Origin of the sequence: Caldisphaera sp., assembly GCF_049974385.1 — an archaeon.
In the GTDB taxonomy this organism is placed as follows: Archaea; Thermoproteota; Thermoprotei_A; order Sulfolobales; family Acidilobaceae; genus Caldisphaera.
This window is the reverse complement of the sequence record NZ_JBMFIW010000012.1, coordinates 1-17,231: the sequence shown is the minus strand read 5'-3', so window position 1 is coordinate 17,231 and position 17,231 is coordinate 1. Positions and strand designations below refer to the sequence as shown.

General features: G+C 32.6%; 19 protein-coding genes, 2 tRNA genes and 2 pseudogenes. 9 read left to right on the top strand and 14 right to left on the bottom strand.

Translation table 11 applies throughout. From position 1 onward, the window contains the following. Positions 1–61: 61 nt before the first annotated feature. From ACP5GV_RS04350 to priS, 6 genes are all read right to left on the bottom strand, one after another. On the bottom strand, positions 62–1,285 hold the full coding sequence (locus ACP5GV_RS04350; RefSeq protein ID WP_428102456.1) for a site-specific integrase: 1,224 nt from the start codon (positions 1,283–1,285) through the stop codon (positions 62–64). A gap of 17 nt (positions 1,286–1,302) precedes the next feature. Further along, a tRNA-Asn gene (locus tag ACP5GV_RS04345) sits at positions 1,303–1,375 on the bottom strand. A 149-nt stretch (positions 1,376–1,524) separates the two neighbouring features. Next, the gene (locus ACP5GV_RS04340; RefSeq protein ID WP_292319825.1) at positions 1,525–1,734 is read right to left on the bottom strand and encodes a 30S ribosomal protein S27e; all 210 of its coding nucleotides are present in this window, start codon (positions 1,732–1,734) and stop codon (positions 1,525–1,527) included. Between the two features lie 5 nt (positions 1,735–1,739). After that, the gene (locus tag ACP5GV_RS04335) at positions 1,740–2,027 is read right to left on the bottom strand and encodes a 50S ribosomal protein L44e (RefSeq protein WP_292319827.1); all 288 of its coding nucleotides are present in this window, start codon (positions 2,025–2,027) and stop codon (positions 1,740–1,742) included. 48 nt (positions 2,028–2,075) lie between these two features. Continuing rightward, complete coding sequence (locus ACP5GV_RS04330) at positions 2,076–2,558, bottom strand: hypothetical protein (protein WP_428069896.1); 483 nt, start codon at positions 2,556–2,558, stop codon at positions 2,076–2,078. Next, entirely contained in the window at positions 2,503–3,567 is a 1,065-nt protein-coding gene (gene priS / locus ACP5GV_RS04325; protein WP_428089858.1) for a DNA primase small subunit PriS, read from the bottom strand. The genes ACP5GV_RS04330 and priS overlap by 56 nt, the downstream gene beginning before the upstream one ends. A gap of 122 nt (positions 3,568–3,689) precedes the next feature. On the opposite strand from priS, the pseudogene ACP5GV_RS04320 reads away from it, so the two are divergent. Beyond that, positions 3,690–3,883, top strand: a pseudogene (locus ACP5GV_RS04320) (hypothetical protein). 51 nt (positions 3,884–3,934) lie between these two features. Here ACP5GV_RS04320 and pcn read toward each other — a convergent pair. Together pcn and ACP5GV_RS04310 are read right to left on the bottom strand one after the other, a co-directional pair. Then, positions 3,935–4,678 (bottom strand): DNA polymerase sliding clamp, encoded by a 744-nt coding sequence (pcn, locus tag ACP5GV_RS04315; RefSeq protein ID WP_428089855.1) that lies wholly within the window; start codon positions 4,676–4,678, stop codon positions 3,935–3,937. Between the two features lie 88 nt (positions 4,679–4,766). Beyond that, positions 4,767–4,940: pseudogene (locus ACP5GV_RS04310) on the bottom strand (IS200/IS605 family accessory protein TnpB-related protein); the annotation flags it as partial. A 287-nt stretch (positions 4,941–5,227) separates the two neighbouring features. On the opposite strand from ACP5GV_RS04310, the gene ACP5GV_RS04305 reads away from it, so the two are divergent. The 3 genes from ACP5GV_RS04305 (at position 5,228) to ACP5GV_RS04295 (ending at position 6,898) form a co-directional block, all read left to right on the top strand. Beyond that, positions 5,228–5,854, top strand: a complete 627-nt coding sequence (locus tag ACP5GV_RS04305) for a TATA-box-binding protein (protein WP_292319835.1) — start codon at positions 5,228–5,230, stop codon at positions 5,852–5,854. A gap of 120 nt (positions 5,855–5,974) precedes the next feature. Next, the gene (locus tag ACP5GV_RS04300; RefSeq protein WP_428069764.1) at positions 5,975–6,760 is read left to right on the top strand and encodes an enoyl-CoA hydratase/isomerase family protein; all 786 of its coding nucleotides are present in this window, start codon (positions 5,975–5,977) and stop codon (positions 6,758–6,760) included. Between the two features lie 52 nt (positions 6,761–6,812). Continuing rightward, positions 6,813–6,898 (top strand) — tRNA-Ser (locus tag ACP5GV_RS04295). Here ACP5GV_RS04295 and ACP5GV_RS04290 read toward each other — a convergent pair. From ACP5GV_RS04290 to ACP5GV_RS04270, 5 genes are all read right to left on the bottom strand, one after another. Beyond that, complete coding sequence (locus ACP5GV_RS04290) at positions 6,880–7,650, bottom strand: RNA-guided pseudouridylation complex pseudouridine synthase subunit Cbf5 (protein WP_428069763.1); 771 nt, start codon at positions 7,648–7,650, stop codon at positions 6,880–6,882. The two genes, ACP5GV_RS04295 and ACP5GV_RS04290, sit on opposite strands and share 19 nt — an antisense overlap. 56 nt (positions 7,651–7,706) lie before the next feature. Beyond that, positions 7,707–7,982 carry a tRNA pseudouridine synthase A gene (locus ACP5GV_RS04285; protein WP_428089848.1) on the bottom strand — a complete coding sequence of 92 codons (276 nt, stop codon included), beginning with the start codon at positions 7,980–7,982 and terminating at the stop codon, positions 7,707–7,709. 28 nt (positions 7,983–8,010) lie between these two features. Then, positions 8,011–8,295: a 50S ribosomal protein L14e gene (locus ACP5GV_RS04280; protein WP_428069759.1), complete on the bottom strand. Its 285-nt coding sequence runs from the start codon at positions 8,293–8,295 to the stop codon at positions 8,011–8,013. Positions 8,296–8,449: 154 nt separating this feature from the next. Beyond that, complete coding sequence (locus ACP5GV_RS04275; RefSeq protein WP_292319839.1) at positions 8,450–9,172, bottom strand: molybdenum cofactor biosynthesis protein; 723 nt, start codon at positions 9,170–9,172, stop codon at positions 8,450–8,452. Further along, positions 9,169–9,414 carry a hypothetical protein gene (locus ACP5GV_RS04270; protein WP_428102454.1) on the bottom strand — a complete coding sequence of 82 codons (246 nt, stop codon included), beginning with the start codon at positions 9,412–9,414 and terminating at the stop codon, positions 9,169–9,171. Before ACP5GV_RS04270 ends, ACP5GV_RS04275 begins: the two co-directional genes overlap by 4 nt. A 103-nt stretch (positions 9,415–9,517) precedes the next feature. On the opposite strand from ACP5GV_RS04270, the gene ACP5GV_RS04265 reads away from it, so the two are divergent. Next, complete coding sequence (locus tag ACP5GV_RS04265) at positions 9,518–12,352, top strand: DEAD/DEAH box helicase (protein WP_428102452.1); 2,835 nt, start codon at positions 9,518–9,520, stop codon at positions 12,350–12,352. A 148-nt stretch (positions 12,353–12,500) separates the two neighbouring features. Further along, positions 12,501–13,088 (top strand): hypothetical protein, encoded by a 588-nt coding sequence (locus tag ACP5GV_RS04260; protein WP_292319845.1) that lies wholly within the window; start codon positions 12,501–12,503, stop codon positions 13,086–13,088. A 154-nt stretch (positions 13,089–13,242) separates the two neighbouring features. On the opposite strand, the gene ACP5GV_RS04255 is transcribed toward ACP5GV_RS04260, so the two are convergent. Beyond that, positions 13,243–13,449, bottom strand: coding sequence for a ribbon-helix-helix domain-containing protein (locus ACP5GV_RS04255; protein WP_292319622.1), 207 nt, complete (start codon positions 13,447–13,449; stop codon positions 13,243–13,245). 389 nt (positions 13,450–13,838) lie between these two features. Between ACP5GV_RS04255 and ACP5GV_RS04250 the strand changes: the two genes are divergently transcribed. The 3 genes from ACP5GV_RS04250 (at position 13,839) to ACP5GV_RS04240 (ending at position 17,192) form a co-directional block, all read left to right on the top strand. Then, positions 13,839–14,765, top strand: coding sequence for a hypothetical protein (locus ACP5GV_RS04250; RefSeq protein WP_428069754.1), 927 nt, complete (start codon positions 13,839–13,841; stop codon positions 14,763–14,765). 431 nt (positions 14,766–15,196) lie between these two features. Further along, a complete protein-coding gene (locus ACP5GV_RS04245; protein ID WP_428069753.1) occupies positions 15,197–16,417 on the top strand; it encodes a hypothetical protein in 1,221 nt (406 codons plus the stop codon). Positions 16,418–16,745: 328 nt separating this feature from the next. Then, positions 16,746–17,192, top strand: coding sequence for an SLC13 family permease (locus tag ACP5GV_RS04240; protein ID WP_428102450.1), 447 nt, complete (start codon positions 16,746–16,748; stop codon positions 17,190–17,192). The last annotated feature ends 39 nt before the right edge of the window (positions 17,193–17,231 follow it).

The window sequence follows — 17,231 nt, the reverse complement described above, 5'->3', positions numbered from 1 at the left end:
AGCGAAAAGAAAAAAGACGAAAACGTAACGGTGAAGATAAAGAAGAAAGACCTTGAAAAGTTCATTTCCGCGCTTGAGAAGCTTGAAGCGCTCCTTTGAGGAGCTCCTTTAATTCGCTGATTTCCTTTTTCAGCTCCTCGATTTCGACCGTGCCCTTTGCCAGCTCCTGCGCGCTCAGGGGCGCGCCGCACCGCCCGCAGTACCGCTGCCCCGGGGTGTTCTCCTGCCCGCACTTCGGGCATATTATCGGCGCGAACTTCGGCTTGATCGTCTCAACCGACCTGCCCGCGTAGATAGCCAGCAGCTTGTTGTCAAGGTCGGCCCCTGAAAGGTGAACATAGACTTCTGCCATGTCCGAGCCGCCGGCCCAGCCGTACTTCAGTTTGAGCTCGCTCTCAGTCAAGTAGCGCGCGTCCCTCGTGGCGGCTGAATGGCGGAATATGTGCGGGTAGATGCGCTTTTTAATGCCGGCTTTCTTTGCTGTTTCCTTGAGCATCCGCGTGACGTAGTGGTACTCCATCGGCTGGAGCTTTTTCTGGAAGTTCTTCGTGAGCGAGATCCATATTGGCGCCTCCGGGGTGTCCTTGTACGGGTGCTCGTCGACCCACCGCGAAAGCAGGGGGGCGCTCGTGATCAGCCGCACAGTCCTGCCGCCGGTTTTTCCGCGAACCCTGAGCCTGGCGCCGTTCTCGTCGAACTGCAGATCCTGCAGCTTTGCCGGCAGTATTTCGCCGATGCAAAAGCCCCCCTCATATAAAACGGCAATGAATGCCTTGTCCCTGAGCTTCGGGGCTTTGTCTATCATGGCCTGCGCTTCGTCTTCGGTCAGCACCTCGGGCTCCTTCATCTCGCTGCGCTTCAGGCTCGTCTTTATCCACGCTACTTCTGGCGGGAAGGGCTGGCTAAGGTCGAGCGCCCCAGTCCTGAGCCACCTGTAAAAGCGCTTCAGGATGCTTTTATAGTCGTACTTCGTCCAGGGCTCGAAGTCGGACTCGTTGATCCACCTCACGACGCTTTCGATGTCCTCCCTTTTCGCCTCTTTAAACTTCACGCCCATGTGCAGCCTGATGCTGAAGAGCGTTGTCGCGTACTTCGCGATGCGGCCGGCGTTAAGGTCTTTGCTCTCCAGCTTCCCCAGGTATTCGAGCAGCAGCACCCTGTCCTCTTCGGGAATCCTCCGCTCGGACTTTATTTTATCGAGAGCCCATGCCAGCTTCTTTCTGTAGTCGTGTATGTCCTCCTTGCCCCTCATATTATATATAAACGGAAATTTTTCCTCAGGCATAGAACCCTAAATAACCACGCCGGGGGAGGGACTCGAACCCTCGACCGCCCGGTTAACAGCCGGGCGCTCTACCTGCTGAGCTACCCCGGCTTGCCAAAATTATTGTGCAATGCTTGGGTTTAAAGACTTTGCTAATTTAAACAGAATAATAAAATTTTTATACTATAATTTATAATTCTAAGTGCTCTAATAAAATTTAGAAAATTTGTTTAGATCTCTCAAAATATTAATATTCAAATTTAACTTAAGATTTTTTCAACTTTTCCTAATATTTGAGCCTTACCTCCAGTTGGTTTTATAAGTAAGGCTCCGCATGATAAGCATCTTGCTGAAAAAGAAGAATGGCTAAAAACTATTTGCTTATGGCCACAATTTGGGCATTCTACTATAAGGAACCTGCTTCTTGGTTGAGGAACAAGAATTTTATTTCTTGAGAGGCTCGATTTCATTTGCTTCACCTTGTTGGTTCTACTAATTCTATTTTCTTTAGCCTAATGCCTAATATTGTTCTCTTGAAACCACACTTGCTACATGTAATTAGCAAACTAACTTTCTTCGTCGTCTTGGCAAATCTTTTTTGCTCGGGCTTTCTTTTACTTCCATAACCTTTATTTTTTCTTAAATATCTTCTTTGGCCTTCAGATAATGTTCTTCTTTTTCCTGATTTGTAAATTGCAACGCTATGCTCAGTGTGTTCATTACACCTAGGGCAATATGTTCTTATCTTTTTTGGGAACTTCATTTTAAACTCACTCTCACTTTCCCATATTGGCTTATACAAAGCTCCTTATTAATCTTTCTTCTCCATACTACTAATAATTTTATATGAAAGAGTTTTTACTAATTCAACGTAATTGAGTGATGACAGTAATAGAGCTTCTTCCATAGGTATTAAAGATACATCGTTTTTTTCCATAAATTTTCCATTTAATAATGTTAAGTCTCTGTTAAATTTAACTAAAATAAATTCTCCGAATGATATAACGCTCCCTGATAAATATAGAGAGTAATTATTTTTAATATATTCCATTATATTGAGGAATTCCTTATCAATCCCTTGATAATTTTTAGCATCTATATCTTCTAGTCTCGCTTCTGAAATAAGTTTTGTCATGCTTATTACTACATTATAAAATCTTTTGCACAATTCTAGATCATTTGAACAATAAGTTCCCCAGAGTTTTCTTGAATCTTTAATATCATCAGCATTAATTTGTTCATGAATTCCAATTGCAGCCTTGTACGGGCCACCAGCCGGTATTCTTTCTGACAACTATTTTCCCTCCTATTATAGTTAAGTAACCTTTTGTGGCTAAATAAATAGCCTGCTGAGATGGTAGGCTTAGTTCTTCATTCTTATTAAATTGTATATTGCTTCCTAAAATCTTTATGTTACTTAAATCCATTTTAGCTTTTACTTCAACTTCTCCATAAAAAGGCGAAACCCACTTACCTAATTTAAACTCTCCACAAACTGGTAATACAAGCAAAGAAGATTTTCCATTTAGCGTCCCAGGTATTCTAGTTAATCTGCTTGGATCTTGGGTAACCATAGAATCAATTTCAACTTTTATATTTTGAATAGCGTTATTAATATCCTCTCTGCTAACTTCCTTAATTCCAAAACTAGCTATTAATCCTCTCCATCCAGGATCCTTTGTAGTGGGCAAAGCTGGTTTTTTTCCTTTGCTACTTTTGGGAAATATCATATCTATATCTAAATCTTGAGCCATAATGAACTTTGCAATTTCGCTTCTTTCTTCCTTTCCAAGTTGTTTACATAACTCGCAAAATCCCCTTACATGATAGCCTCTATTTCCTGTGAAATAAATTTGATACGATCCACCAAAATAATTATTAATTATATGGGCAATTGTTTCGGCATATTTTAACCCTTTTTCTATACACGAATCATCGGCTATATCATTTTGCATTATACAATCTTTTTCATGATCTAAATCAATGTCAAATAATAAATCAGATCCTTTCCATCCTTTTTCTTCCATTGATCCTGCTTCAGGAAGATCATAAATGGCGATAGAATAATAAGCATGTCTCGGAGTGTTTTTAATCAAATAATCGTAAAGCTTTTTTGGATTATCAAATGAAAGATGCCTTACATAAGACTGTTTTTCAAAAGGCTGAAATGCAAATTCTCTTCTCTCAATATCTTTTGGTATTATCAGTGGTGGATTTAAAGAATAATATTCTCTATATAGATATTTTAGTGTTTGATCATAGTTCCATCCTTTTATTTTAATTTCCTTTTCTTCTTCGGTCATTTTAATTTCCTTCTATAATAGATAATTAATTTGAAAATTTATAGATATTTTGTTTTTAAGGCTGAATCCTTTTTCATTTTAATAAAAATCTTTTTATATTCAAATGTGCTTAGTTTTTACTGATAAAGGATAATCTTCACGCCGATATTGACTATGTCAAAAAGGGTGGAGGAATTGCAAAGATGTGAGCCCCATGCTGTTAGGCTCGAAGGAGATCCATGATCCTCCTGCATTTAAGCTTAAGAGCAGGTGGTTAAGGGCTAAGTCCCCACGCTCTATCATGAATGTAGGTAAGATGATTGAAATGAAAGTGTAGGGGAAACGGTTATATAAGTAATCTAAAATAACTATTTGTTATAAATAAGTTTTAGTCTATTCTTGGTGAAACATAGAAAGTTATTTTGCCACCATTTTGGTATTCCATTTCGACTTTTACAGGAGCGTCTTGAGAGTACATCAAAGTTATTAAATCGGCTTCTTTTGCTGCCATTAGCATATCAGAAAAATATTCAATGCTATATGTAGATGAATCAGGAGAATCTACGCTAAGTTCTATTATATTTTGTTTTTCTAGAGAAAGTTCTATTTCAGCGCTTTCTATATCACCTTTTCCAGTTATTATTAGCTTGTTTTCTTTGTCATCTGCATTTATAGTTAATGAATCACTAATAGCTTCTATATCGTTTATTATATCAATAAAAGAATTATTTGTAAGCTTAGCTTTAACCGTAAAAGTTATTTTTGGTTCAGGTAGCTTATCCTGACTTAAACTAAGTTGCGGTATTTTAAAGATTCTTTCCCCTTTACCAATGTATTTTAATGTTATGTTGTTTTCATCGGTTATAAGTTCAAGTTCGTCATCTTTTTCAGCTCTTTTTAATACATCAGACAAAACTGAAAAAGATACTCCTATACTTTCTTCATTATTTATTTCAAATTCATCAAATGAAGATTTTGGGTAGATAAAGTCAACCATAACAATTCTGCTTGTATCTAATGCTCTGAAATGAAGTCCATTATCGTTTGCCGTAAAAACCCCTTCATCTATGATTTTTTCTATTGATCCTATTATATATCTCCAAGTTCTAGGCTCTTTAAATTTTAATTTCACAATTTTCCCCCATCTATATTAATAATGTAACCAATATTTTAGTTTTTTATGCCGGTATATTTGCATAAAGGTTAGGTTTTATTAGTGTTTACCCGTGGCGTAACTTTTTTTTATTTTTAATTACTTCTAATTCCACCACGGGCACCCCTCTTAAGGGATCATACACAGTCACCCTTAAATCATTGGGGCTAGTCGAGGGAAACACCACTACCCTCCCATCTGGTTTTTCACTCTGACCCTCGTGAGCAGCGCCCGTCATCAGTTAATAGATCATTAATAAAAAGTACTTTGTAATACTATAATAAACGTTACTTAAATCAAAACGATATTTAGAAGTGATTAAAAAATAATCAATAGTTACGTAAATATGTTACTGTCTTTTATTTTTGATTATTTATGTTAGAAATAAAATTAGGTTAGCATCAAAAATTATGGTATTTTTTGCTAAATAATGATATTTATTTATCTTATGCTTATAAATAGTTTAAAAAGATTTATATAGCTCAAATTGGTTTTAAAATATACGAGTTTAAAAAGCAGGTGAAGATTTTGGAGAATGAAGATAAAGAAGATGAATTTTTTGAAGAAGAAAATGTAGGTGAAAAAGAAGAGTCGGGAAAACCTACAGTTAAGATAGAAAATATAGTTGCAACTGTAATATTAGATACTGCATTAGATTTGAACTTAATCGAAACAAGGATACCCGATGTAGATTACAACCCAGATCAATTCCCAGGATTAGTTTATAGGTTGCAGAGCCCTAAAATAACAGCTCTCATATTTAAATCTGGAAAAATGGTTGTCACAGGTGCAAAAAGTGTAAAGCAATTAGTATGGGCGGTAAAAACAATATTGAAAAAACTCATGATCAAAGGGGTTCCAATGCAAGGCAAACCTCAAATACAAATACAAAACATTGTTGCATCGGCGAATCTAAATGTAGTTGTCGATTTAGAAAAGGCAGCATTTACTTTACCAAAGAGTATGTATGAACCAGAACAATTCCCAGGTTTGATATATAGAATGGAAAAACCGAGAGTTGTTCTTTTAATATTTAGCAGTGGGAAAATGGTTATAACAGGAGCTAAGAGAGAAAGTGAGGTTGAAGATGCTGTAAACGGGATATATGATATATTAAAAAGCAATAAATGTATAAAAGAAGAAGGTAGCCTTTAAATTATAGCATGTTTTTATTTGAACTATATTTAAAATTTTCTCTTATTAGAGATATAGCCAAATTCATTAGACAGATTTATTAATCTAGCAATAGTATACACCTTTGGGTGCAATAAAAAATTGACATATCACGAAACGGTCTTATCTGAAAAAAGGAAGATGTGTTATTGGATTTATTTGAATAGACCTGAAAAATTAAATGCTTTAGATACTAGGACTTGGGAAAGATTAATATATGAATTAAACAGAGCATGCGAATCTGACAGCGTTGCGATTGTTTTAACTGGTAAAGGTAGAGCTTTCAGTACTGGAGACGATATAGAAAACATGCTTAGACTTAATACTAAGCAAGAGGCTCTTAATTTTTTTAATGGGATTAAACAATCCTTAAATACAATGATATCGTGTAAGAAACCTATTATTGCTTTGGTTAATGGATTGGCTGTTGGCGGAGGCGCGGAACTCCTTTTAGCAGCAGATATAGTAATCGCCGCTGAAAATTCTTGGTTCAGCTTCCCAGAAATTAGTTTAGGAGTTATACCTCCAATATTAATAAGCGCAGGGGGAGGGGTCGTTGGGTTTAGAAGAGCGAAATATTTAGCTTTAACTGGTACTAGGTTCTCTGCTCAAGAGGCTAGAAATATGGGTTTAGTTGATGAAATAGTTCCTCAGTCAGACTTAGAAAAAGAGGCTTTTGCGATTGCAGATACCTTATCAAATTATACGCAAGAATCGATTAGATCAATTAAAAAAATAGTTTATGAAATTTATTGGAAAGATATAGAAAAGGCTATAGATGAATTAACAAATTTGGTGATAACTGAAGATGCAAAATATAGAATGGAAAGTTTTGAATCTCACAAGCTAAAGCCTGTTAAAAATCATGGTATAATTAGCAATAAATAATATGGATTTTTGAAATATAATTAAAAACCCTATTAGCCAATAGTAGAAATGTGCCGGGGTGCCCGAGCGGTCCAAGGGGACGGGCTTGAGACCCGTTGTCCCATGCGGGACGCGTGGGTTCAAATCCCACCCCCGGCGTTCCCGTCCCCACGATTTTTGTATTTTCCTGAACTTTTCCAAGCCTTAGGATAAATTCCTCTTTCCATAACTATTCTTGTAGGTTGAAATGCAAGCCCTTTGTTATTTTGTTTTATTTCGTTAGAATTCATTAATGCTTTGGCTAAGCCGATCAACTCTCCTTTTAATGTTAATAACGCAACTATATCTCCTCTATTTATGCCATCATTAAAATATGATATTCCAGGTATTGCAAGGGGAGAGCCGTTTATCACACTCTCTACTGCCGTATCTCTAACTAAAATTTTTTCTAACTCACATACACTATATTCTCCAGGAATAATAACTTTCCTAAGCAGATCCTCCTTGCCTGTTGTTTTATATTGATACACAGCTTCGGAGATCTGTTGTAATGTTACTGCGTTATCTTCATTAAAAGGACCTGTTTTTATCCTTCTTAATTCTCTCATATGAGCCCCTGTTCCTAAAACTAAACCTATATCCCAACATAATTTTCTCATATATGTTCCAGCTTCTGATTCTATTGTTAAAAGGACCTTTCTATTATTTATTTCATTTATTTCTATATTAAATATTTTTTTAATTCTAAGAATTCTTTTTACATGGCTTCTTACTGGAGGTCTTTGATATATTTCTCCTATGAATTCACTTATTACATTATTGATTAATTTGAAATCTACATCTTTATGAAGTTGCATTAAGCATACATAAGCTTTTTTTGAATGAGTTACAAATCCTATTATCTTTGTCATAGATCCGAGAGCTATAGGCAGGACACCTGTTACTTTAGGATATCCCTGCTTTACTCTTAAGAGTAAAGCTCTAGGGTTCCTCCATGTCCTGCTTTATCTATATTTAACAGTTTTTTTACCCATGCAACCACTTCATGGCTTGTCGGACCAGGTGGTTTATCCAAAATTATTATACCGTAATTAAGATACTTCATAAGAGGTCTTTCTAATGGATAATAGCCATAGTTATCATCAGTATTTTCTGGAAATTTTTCCAAAAATGGTTTTGTATTATTACATATTTGATTTATTTCATTAATGAATTTAAAACCTTTTTCGGGTATTTCTTGCAAAATATTCACCATATTATTACGGATTTGTTTAGGCTAATACGATTTTTTCTCTGGCCTTCATATAATCAATTAAGTTAGAATTTTTCAATTGAGCTAGCACTTCTTCATCGCTTGCCCCTTTCTGTATGTTTACTAATTTATCCAAAGGCATTAAGTGCTTAATATTCACTCTTCTTCTCTTGATGCCACTAACTGATTTAGGTCCTGTTACTAATACAAAATTTTGGTCAATAATATCTACTACAACACATTTTCTTCCTGATTCCTTCCCAACAATTTTTGTGCAAATTCTTCCTATTTCGATTGCAGGCATTCCTATCACCTAATATTTATCTTTATATGTGTTCCTTTTTAAAACTTTAATTTATAATACTAACGAAATATTCATATTTTTATTTATTAAATTGATTAATATTTAAAATTTATATGATTTAAATTACAGTGCGTTTAAAGCACAAGTTTTAATCTTAAAATTTGAATTTGCTCGTTTCATCGGCTTTAATTTGATTTTCGCCGAGTATGAAATACTTTCCGCTCTCTCTATATTCTTGTTTCCATATAGGAGCTTCATGCTTTACTTCATTTACTATTTCTTCTATTGCTGGAAAAACATTTTTTCTAGATTCTCCAGAAACAGCTACAATCATAGTTAAATCTCCAGGTTTTCTTTCACCAACATAATGATATATTGAGACTGAAAATAATTTGAATTTATTTATCCCTCTAATAGCGATTTCTTTAAGCTTTTCTTCTATTAGTTCTTCAGAATGTTCATATAATAATTTCTTCACTTTTTCGTTTTTGTTTATTTTTCTAACTATACCTACGAATATGGCAATAGCTCCAACATTTTCATCTATGTATAATTTTTTTATTAGATCGTTTAAATCAATATGCTCACTAGTTAAAATTTTTATGTCAATAATGCCACCAGATGAAGGAGGCAGCAAATATATTATATCAACACTATTTGGTATAATTTCATCCTTGGCTAATGGTTTCCCGTTAGCTACAAACTGAATGGAATTAAATAATTGATTTAATTGAGTTGAATTGTTATTAATTTTCTTGGTTAATGTTTCTAATACATCATTGACAGTAATGTTTTCATGCTTAAATTCTACAATTATTTCATTACTACCAAAAATTTCCCTTAATATGGAATATAACTTAATCTTTAGTAATCTCATGAGATCACCTTTTTAGCTTGTTTTTGCTTTTCTTCTCTTATTTTTACTAATTCTTTTATAAGATCTTTGCTACTTTTTTCAAAACAAGATTCATCTAATCTTTCTGCTAATAGCTTAAAGAAGGACGCTGCACATTTACTACTATGAAATTCTAGCTTTAAAGATCCTTTATTTATAATTATTCCTTGGCCATTACTGAACTTCTTTCCACATACTACACATTCGTGTTCTAGTTTTGCCATATTTATCTCCAAAATGAAATAGAAACGGAGAGTTAATAAGAACTGACTGCTAACTTTTCTTAGGTTAACCAGGTGTGGCTAGACATAAAATGGTAGATGTAAAATGGAAGAAGTTCAACAATCAATAGCTGATAGGTTGCATCCAAAAGTAAGGCAATTAATTGAAGAGAGAGGATGGAAAAGACTTACTGAAATACAGGAACAATCGATACCTTATGTATTAGAAGGGTATAATACATTAATTATGGCGCCGACAGGGGAAGGGAAAACGGAAGCTGCATTATTGCCATTATTGTCAAAACTTCTAAGCGAAAAACAAGAACCAGTGGATATATTATATATAACCCCTATGAAGGCTTTAATAAATGATATATATAAAAGGATCTCTTGGTGGGCTGAGAAACTAGGTTTTAGAGTTTCTAAAAAGCATGGTGATACTCCAGCAAGTGAAAGGACGAAGAGAGTTAAGCAAGTACCTAATATATTAATAACAACGCCTGAAAGTCTAGAAATTGATTTAGATTGGGCACCAAAATTCAGACAATATTATAAAAACGTTAAATATGTAATAATAGATGAACTTCATGAATTGCTCGGCTCAAAGAGAGGTGTTCAATTATTATTATTACTTGAAAGATTGAAATATTTATCTGGCTATGACTTTCAAAGAATAGGTCTTTCGGCAACAATAGGTTCTCCTAAAAAAGCTATAGAACTCTTGAGCGGCAGTAGTAAAAGAGAAAGGCAGATTACCTCAGTTGATTTTTCAAAGGAGTACAAATTTGAAGTAAAATATATTAGTGACAGTAATGAAGATCCTTGGCTAGACTTGGCTAAATCTTTAACACAGACTATAGAAAAACCAAGTCTAGTTTTCGTAAATAGTAGATATATTGCTGAAAGGGTCAAACATTCTTTAGAAACTATTGGGGCTAAGGATATATTTGTTCACCATTCTAGCGTGTCTGCACAACTAAGAGAAGAAGCAGAAAATAAACTAAAGCAAGGCCAACTCTCAGCAATAGTATGCACAAAAACTCTCGAATTAGGGATTGATGTAGGATCAGTAAGAAAAGTCATACAAATCAAATCTCCAGGAAAAGTTTCTAGTCTTATACAGAGGGTTGGAAGGAGCGGGCATATTTCAGGAGGATTATCTATAGGGGATATAATATCTATAGGGCCTATAGATTTCGCCGAAGCTATAACAGAAGCTAGCCTAGCTAAGCATAGCTTCGTAGAAGACGAGATAATCGATGAAGCTCCTATAGATGTAATAGCAAAGGAAATAATAGGATTTACTCTGGGAGAAGGTCAAACTGATTTAAATATAATATATGATATATTTTCTCAATCGCCTATATTTAAGATGGATAATGAAAAGTTTATGGAATTAATAAATTATATGGAGCAAAATGGTTTAATAAAAAATGAGGATGATATAATTTCTCCGGGAAATACTTTCTATAAGATATGGAAATTTAAATCAAAGGATCAAATGAAGGTTTGGTGGTCTAGGAGTTTTTCAGAATTTTTTACTACAATACCTGAAAAGGATGTTTTCGTTGTTAAAAATGGAGATAATACCATAGGTTATGTTGACTCTCTTTACGTTTACAGAAATCTAAGAATCGGGGATGTGATAAGGCTTGCTGGAAGTTCTTGGGAAATTAAAAGAATAGATGATATGAATGGGAGAATAGATGTAATAAAAGCTTCTGGAATAGCTGAAATACCATTATGGAAGGGAGAAGGGGTAAAGAGGAGCCAAAGCATATCTAGACAATTCATAAAAATAATAGTAGGAAATATACCAAATGATATCACTATTGATAATGAAGGCTTAATGGAGCTTGAAAAAATTAGGCAAAAATACCTAGAAAGAAAAATAATTCCTGATGAGAATAAAGTAATTTATGAGCAGCATAATGGAGAACATATATTTATTTATCCTATAGGCAGTGGAGCAGCAGAAACTATAGCGCTTATATTAACTAATATGGCTTCAAAAATTGAAGGTTTAAATGTATATTATAGACCATCATTTTTCGGATTTAGTGTTAACGTTGGTAATATTAATCCCTTTGAATTGCTTGAAAGCATTGACATAGAAAATTTGCAAAATGAACTATACGAAGCATTAAATAAGAGCCCATATTTATATCAAACTCTTAGAGAAATACAATTGCATTTAGGTAAAATAGGTTCAATTGATGAAGAAAATGATTCATTCTTAATCGAAGAAGCTAAAAAACAGGTTATAAGGGAATATTTTGATATAGAAGGGGCTAAAAGATTTTTAAAGTTGTTAAAATCAAAAAGCATACAAATTGTAAATCTAAGCGGTTCCGAACTTACTCCTCTAGCAAAAGGCATTTTAGAATTACCAACTATAAGACCATGGATACAAGACCTAGCCATTAAAATAGGAAGATTACTAGAAAATAACGGATTGACTACATTTGAAATAGCAGATATATTAGAATTAGCCGAAAAAACTGTGGAAAATAAGCTTAAGGATATGAGAAAGCCTGAATATGAAGATATGAGAGTAATTAGATTTTTAGATATAGATGAAGATGAATATAGGTGGACCTTATTAAAATCTTTAGATAATATAATTAAATCAGACGAATTCAAGTCATACTTTATGCCAAAGAAATTGAATGAACCTATGAGAGTTCATATAAGAATATCCCAACAAGCGAAGCCAAAGGAGTATATAATAACTCCTAAGTTTTTGATAGAGCAATGGAATGATTTAGAGAAATTATTACCAGAAGAAATATATGAAGTAAGAATAACTTCAGCTTACGAATATGGAACTAGAGAAGATAGTAATATATTGCATTATTTTGTAAATATTAAGTCTTTAAAGTCATTAATTCTTAATGCTGCAACATATATAGAGAAAAAGCAAATTAGAAAATTCTTTTAGTTAAATTTTAGAGATTTATTTTATATTTTATGGTAAGTTTAAATAAGAAAATATTATATCTTAAGGGCAACTTTTATTTACAAAAAAGGTTTCATTTTTGCAATAATAATTAATAATTCTAGACTATATTATTATTGTGGTGCTAGCTTTGACGAAAGAATGTGCTGACAAATTACAAAACTTATATTTTTCTAATGCGTTGATTTATGAAAAGACTGATGAATGGGAATATTTAAAAGCAAAATTAAATGATGCAATAAGGCTTTCTGAAAAATATTGCTATAATGAAGTTTTAGATGACAATGTTATTGATGATCTCAGTAAAAATTTATTACAATCAATAAAAAATAATGATTTATTTAATGCAAATAAATATATTCTTGATATAATAAATTTTCTTCAAAAGAAATCTAGAAAATATATCATAAATACGTCGTTTAAAATATTAAGGCTCACCATATCGCTTTCTCTGATTTTGTCATCTCTTATAATATTGCTTTTTTCTACAATTAACATATATCAATGGTTGATAAATTTACTTCTCCTTGGAGCATCGGTGGCATCAGCTGCGTTAATTTCATATGGTGTAACACAAAATCTTCTTTTATTGATATCACTTTTTCAATCAGTCAATGTTTATTTCTTTAATAACATTTTGTTGTTTGTTAGCCAAATTACTATAACTATAATAAGTTTATTTAATTTGATCTTAAATAGGAAAATAAAAGTAAAATAATTTATAAAACTTGATGCAAATCTTTTTGTTTACTAATATAAAGGATTATTTACTGAGATTTAAAACATAAATATTTAATTTATAAATTAAGATGTACAGTAAAATTTTTCAGCAACAAAGATTTACATAAATTAATGATATAATTTATTTTAACCTAGACTTCATTTTCAACACCTAATCTATTTAAGTCGAGCAAAACATTGCTTTCCTCACCATGCAATTCTCCCCATAATTCATGCTTAAGCAACTCTCTTATTGCAATTCTAATTACCTCGCTTCTACTTGAATAATTACCGGCTTTTACTAATTCATCAATTCCTCTGACATACAAATCAGGCATCTTTACTGTTATCAACTTCATATATAGACCACCAGAGTAAAGTTTATAAGTCCAGAAATATAAGGGTACAAACTTAATTAAATTCTAGAGGTTTATAAACTACTTTTTAACATTACATGAATTTGTTAACAAGTGTTAATTAATTATTTTGACACTATGGTAGTTAAGAGATTTTTAAGTTCATTCTACTATAAAGGTTATGGATGATGATAATTAAAACGCTTCTATAGTTCTTAAAATAGTGATAATTAATCCATGATGTATAAAGTTGAGTTATATCTTAAGATGCAATGAGGTATTTTACTAATAATCTTGACTGTTGCATATTTAGTTTTCAACAAAGGATTGGGGTGTAAAATATAAATATGCTTCTATTAAGAAATAATAAATAAAGTATAAGGTAGAAAAATATGTCGGAAAGAGTATTTGTAGAAACAGGGAGTAGATTACATGCAGGATTTTACTATGTAGGAAATGAATGGAATATAAATTGGGGTTCAGCAGGATTTTATATAAAAGATCCATCATTTATTGCTGAGTTTTCTTATGGTAATAATGAAATTTTAGGACCAGATTTCATTAACAGAAAGGTAATGGAGATATCAAAACTATTAAATGTTACTGGATATAAAGTAAAGGTTTTATCATATATCCCAGAGCATGTAGGATTAGGAAGTGGAACACAGATAGATCTTGCCATATTTAATGCGTTCAGGAGGTTGTTTAACTTAAAAGTAGACAAAATAGACATAATTAGAAAGTTAAATGTAGGAAGGTTTAGCGGAGTAGGCTATTTGTTATTTTATAATGGTGGGTTTGTTGCTGATTCTGGTTCTCCATCAAACACAGAACCAAAGCCTTTAATGCAAATTAAGATACCAGAAAAATGGAGGTTCGTTTATGTTATACCTGAACTAAGGAAAGGATTAAGTTTTAATGAAGAAGAAAATATAATGAAAAATCCATGGAATCCTTCCGAAGGAGTAAAGAAGTTGATGTCTTATGGGTTATTGAGATTAGCTTCCGGTATTGTGAGGGAAGACATCGAAGATGCGTTAGAAGGCTTGAGAATGATGCAAGAAGGAACTGGAATTTATTTTTCGAAAATACAAGGAGGACAATTTAGAGAAGACTTAGCGAAAATAACTTCAGAATTATGGAGATCTAGAATGATAGTTGCGCAATCAAGCTGGGGACCAACTTTATACACAATATCGCGTGATAATGAAGCAGAAGGAGATGCCGATCTTATAAGACAGGTTTTACATGAGCTAAGGATAAATGGGAAAGTATATATAAGTGAACCGAGAAACATTGGATTTGCGATTTATTCTTAAGCTCAATCGACTAGATTTAATTAGTTCTGACTCCTCTCCGCCCTGAAGAGCGAGGTCTGTTGCCCGTTCTTGTCAATAATTTTACTCACTTTATCGCTAGTTTGTATAAGCTAAATTTAATGTTTGCTTGGTAATAAACAGAATCATTAATTTCCAGCCAATTATTATTAAATCAATCAAAATAACGATACTGTGAACTTGGAAACATATTGCAATGTTACATTATTTTTATTTAGCTATTTTAGGTTTTTCAAATATTTTTATTTAAAAATTATAATATCTAAAATATTAAAGTTAATTTTTTACCGAAAAAGAATGAAATAATATTTCAGACATATAGCTTTTGTAAATACAACGTAAATTTAAATTGCTCTGCAAAACTTAACATTAGTCTGAAAGTGTGGGCTTAGTTTTAGGATGTGAAGCCAGCTATGTATGATAGTGAAGAGAAAAGCATCGATATAGTTAATAAATCTATTGAATTAATGAAGATCTACCCACTTTGCGATAGATGTTTGGGAAGAATGTTTGCTAGGCTTGGTTATGGATGGTCAAATTCTGAAAGAGGAAAAGCAATAAAATTCCTAATAATAATGCATTTGCACGAAATGCTGAGAAAAGGATTTATTAATAGAGACGACATAAAAGATATTATGATTAATATTGGTCCATTATCGTATCAATTATACAAGAACTTATATGAAGATGAACCAAGTTACAAGAGATGTTATTTGTGTAATGATATTATAGAAGATTTTATAGAAAAAGCTTCATTACAGGTTTCTTATAGAATAAATAGATATAATATTAGAAAATTTTTAATTGGAATAAGGGTTAGTGATGATACTATAGTAAAAGAAGAGTCTATAAAATCGCAGTATAAATTATCTTTCGGAGAATCTATAAAAAATGAATTAAAAAGAGAAATTGGTAAAAAAGTGCAACAAATTAGATCAGAAAGCAAAGCTGATTTTAATTCGCCAGAAGTAGTTTTTGAAATATCATTTCCAGATCTTAATATAAGAGATCAAATAACCTCATTGATTTTGTTTGGTATATATAAAAGAACTATTAGGGGAATAAGCGTAATCGGTCCTACAAGCTTTAATAGCATATTAAGCGATGTAGCAAAAATTTTTGGTTCAGATGAAATAATATTGCATTCTCCAAAAAGAGATGAACATGATTTTAGGAATTTAGGTAAAGGAGCATATATTATAGCTGAAATAAAAAAAAGTAAAGTAAAAGAATTAAATGACAGATTAATAAAAGGTCATAATTCATTAATAAAGATAGAAAACATAGAATTGAAAAGAGGCCAGTTAAATAATTTGCTAACAAATAAAAAACAAAATAGAATCTACAGAGCATTGATTATATGTGAAAATGATGTAAAAGATGAATCAATGGATCTTTTAAATAAAAGAAATCTTATGATTGAGCAAACAGTCAATAGGAAAAAAATTAATGGATTCATAAGAGAAATGGCATGTTATAAGGTTTTTAGAAATGTTATAGAGTGTTTAATATCAATAGATGACCCATTATATATTAAAGAAATAATCGATGGCAGTAAAACTAACCCTAGCGTTTCTTCAATATTAGGAAACAAATGTAGCCTAATCGAAGGAGATCTACTTAGTTTGGAATAATTTATAGTCAAGATTAATTACCAAGTTTAACTTAAGATAAATTTTATTGACTCTTTCAGCTCTGGAGAGTGAAGGTTCTCAGGTCTTGAGGATTACTTTCCTTAACGAGAGCTACTCTGTTTTGTAAAATATGAATATTAGATATTTGTTTCTTTATATTTTTTGCTATCAAAGTGTCTTTGTAAAACTTTTTATCTCAATTGACAAACAAGATTTAGGGAAAATAAATGGAAAATGCCAGTGAATACTTAGGATTATTGTTGCTTTTAATAATTATTGGGGGTTTGTTTTCAGAGCAAAATATCCAAAGATTCCATCTTGGTCTATTATGTCATTTGCTGCTTCATTAGCTATATTGACAGGGCTTATTCCAATAAATAGCGTTAGCAATGTTATAGATTGGGATGTTATATTGTTTTTAATAGGAATGTTTAGTATTGTAAGCATTGCAGAAAGCTCAGGTCTTTTAGATTATATGGCTGCGAAGCTAGTTATGTATTCTAAGAGTAGACTTTCCATACTTTACTTGCTATCTCTATTCTTTGGAATATTAGCGAGCATAATGGTAAATGATGCTGTGGCTGTTGTTGGGACTTCTTTGTCAGTTATCATAGCAAAGTCACTAGATTTATCTTTTGAACCGGTAGCAATATTGTTGGCATTCTCAATTACTATAGGTTCTACAATGACTCCTTTAGGGGTTTGGGCTTCATTGAATTTTTATGAATTTATATCTAATTCTCAGCCCTTGGGCTTCACCAGGGTCACGGGATAACCCATTCACGCTCCTCCGCCCCTTTAGCGGGATAACCCC

What these genes read in the sequence shown, in the direction of transcription:
- priS (WP_428089858.1), bottom strand. Translation starts at nt 3,567, where the DNA reads ATGACCGAAGAAGAAAAGGAAATTAAAATAAAAGGATGGAACTATGAT.
- ACP5GV_RS04265 (WP_428102452.1), top strand. Translation starts at nt 9,518, where the DNA reads ATGGAAGAAGTTCAACAATCAATAGCTGATAGGTTGCATCCAAAAGTA.
- ACP5GV_RS04290 (WP_428069763.1), bottom strand. Translation starts at nt 7,650, where the DNA reads ATGACAAAGATAATAGGATTTGTAACTCATTCAAAAAAAGCTTATGTA.
- ACP5GV_RS04350 (WP_428102456.1), bottom strand. Translation starts at nt 1,285, where the DNA reads ATGCCTGAGGAAAAATTTCCGTTTATATATAATATGAGGGGCAAGGAG.
- ACP5GV_RS04335 (WP_292319827.1), bottom strand. Translation starts at nt 2,027, where the DNA reads ATGAAGTTCCCAAAAAAGATAAGAACATATTGCCCTAGGTGTAATGAA.
- ACP5GV_RS04275 (WP_292319839.1), bottom strand. Translation starts at nt 9,172, where the DNA reads ATGAGATTACTAAAGATTAAGTTATATTCCATATTAAGGGAAATTTTT.
- ACP5GV_RS04250 (WP_428069754.1), top strand. Translation starts at nt 13,839, where the DNA reads ATGTCGGAAAGAGTATTTGTAGAAACAGGGAGTAGATTACATGCAGGA.
- ACP5GV_RS04340 (WP_292319825.1), bottom strand. Translation starts at nt 1,734, where the DNA reads ATGAAATCGAGCCTCTCAAGAAATAAAATTCTTGTTCCTCAACCAAGA.
- ACP5GV_RS04255 (WP_292319622.1), bottom strand. Translation starts at nt 13,449, where the DNA reads ATGAAGTTGATAACAGTAAAGATGCCTGATTTGTATGTCAGAGGAATT.
- ACP5GV_RS04270 (WP_428102454.1), bottom strand. Translation starts at nt 9,414, where the DNA reads ATGGCAAAACTAGAACACGAATGTGTAGTATGTGGAAAGAAGTTCAGT.
- ACP5GV_RS04245 (WP_428069753.1), top strand. Translation starts at nt 15,197, where the DNA reads ATGTATGATAGTGAAGAGAAAAGCATCGATATAGTTAATAAATCTATT.
- ACP5GV_RS04240 (WP_428102450.1), top strand. Translation starts at nt 16,746, where the DNA reads ATGTCATTTGCTGCTTCATTAGCTATATTGACAGGGCTTATTCCAATA.
- ACP5GV_RS04280 (WP_428069759.1), bottom strand. Translation starts at nt 8,295, where the DNA reads ATGCCTGCAATCGAAATAGGAAGAATTTGCACAAAAATTGTTGGGAAG.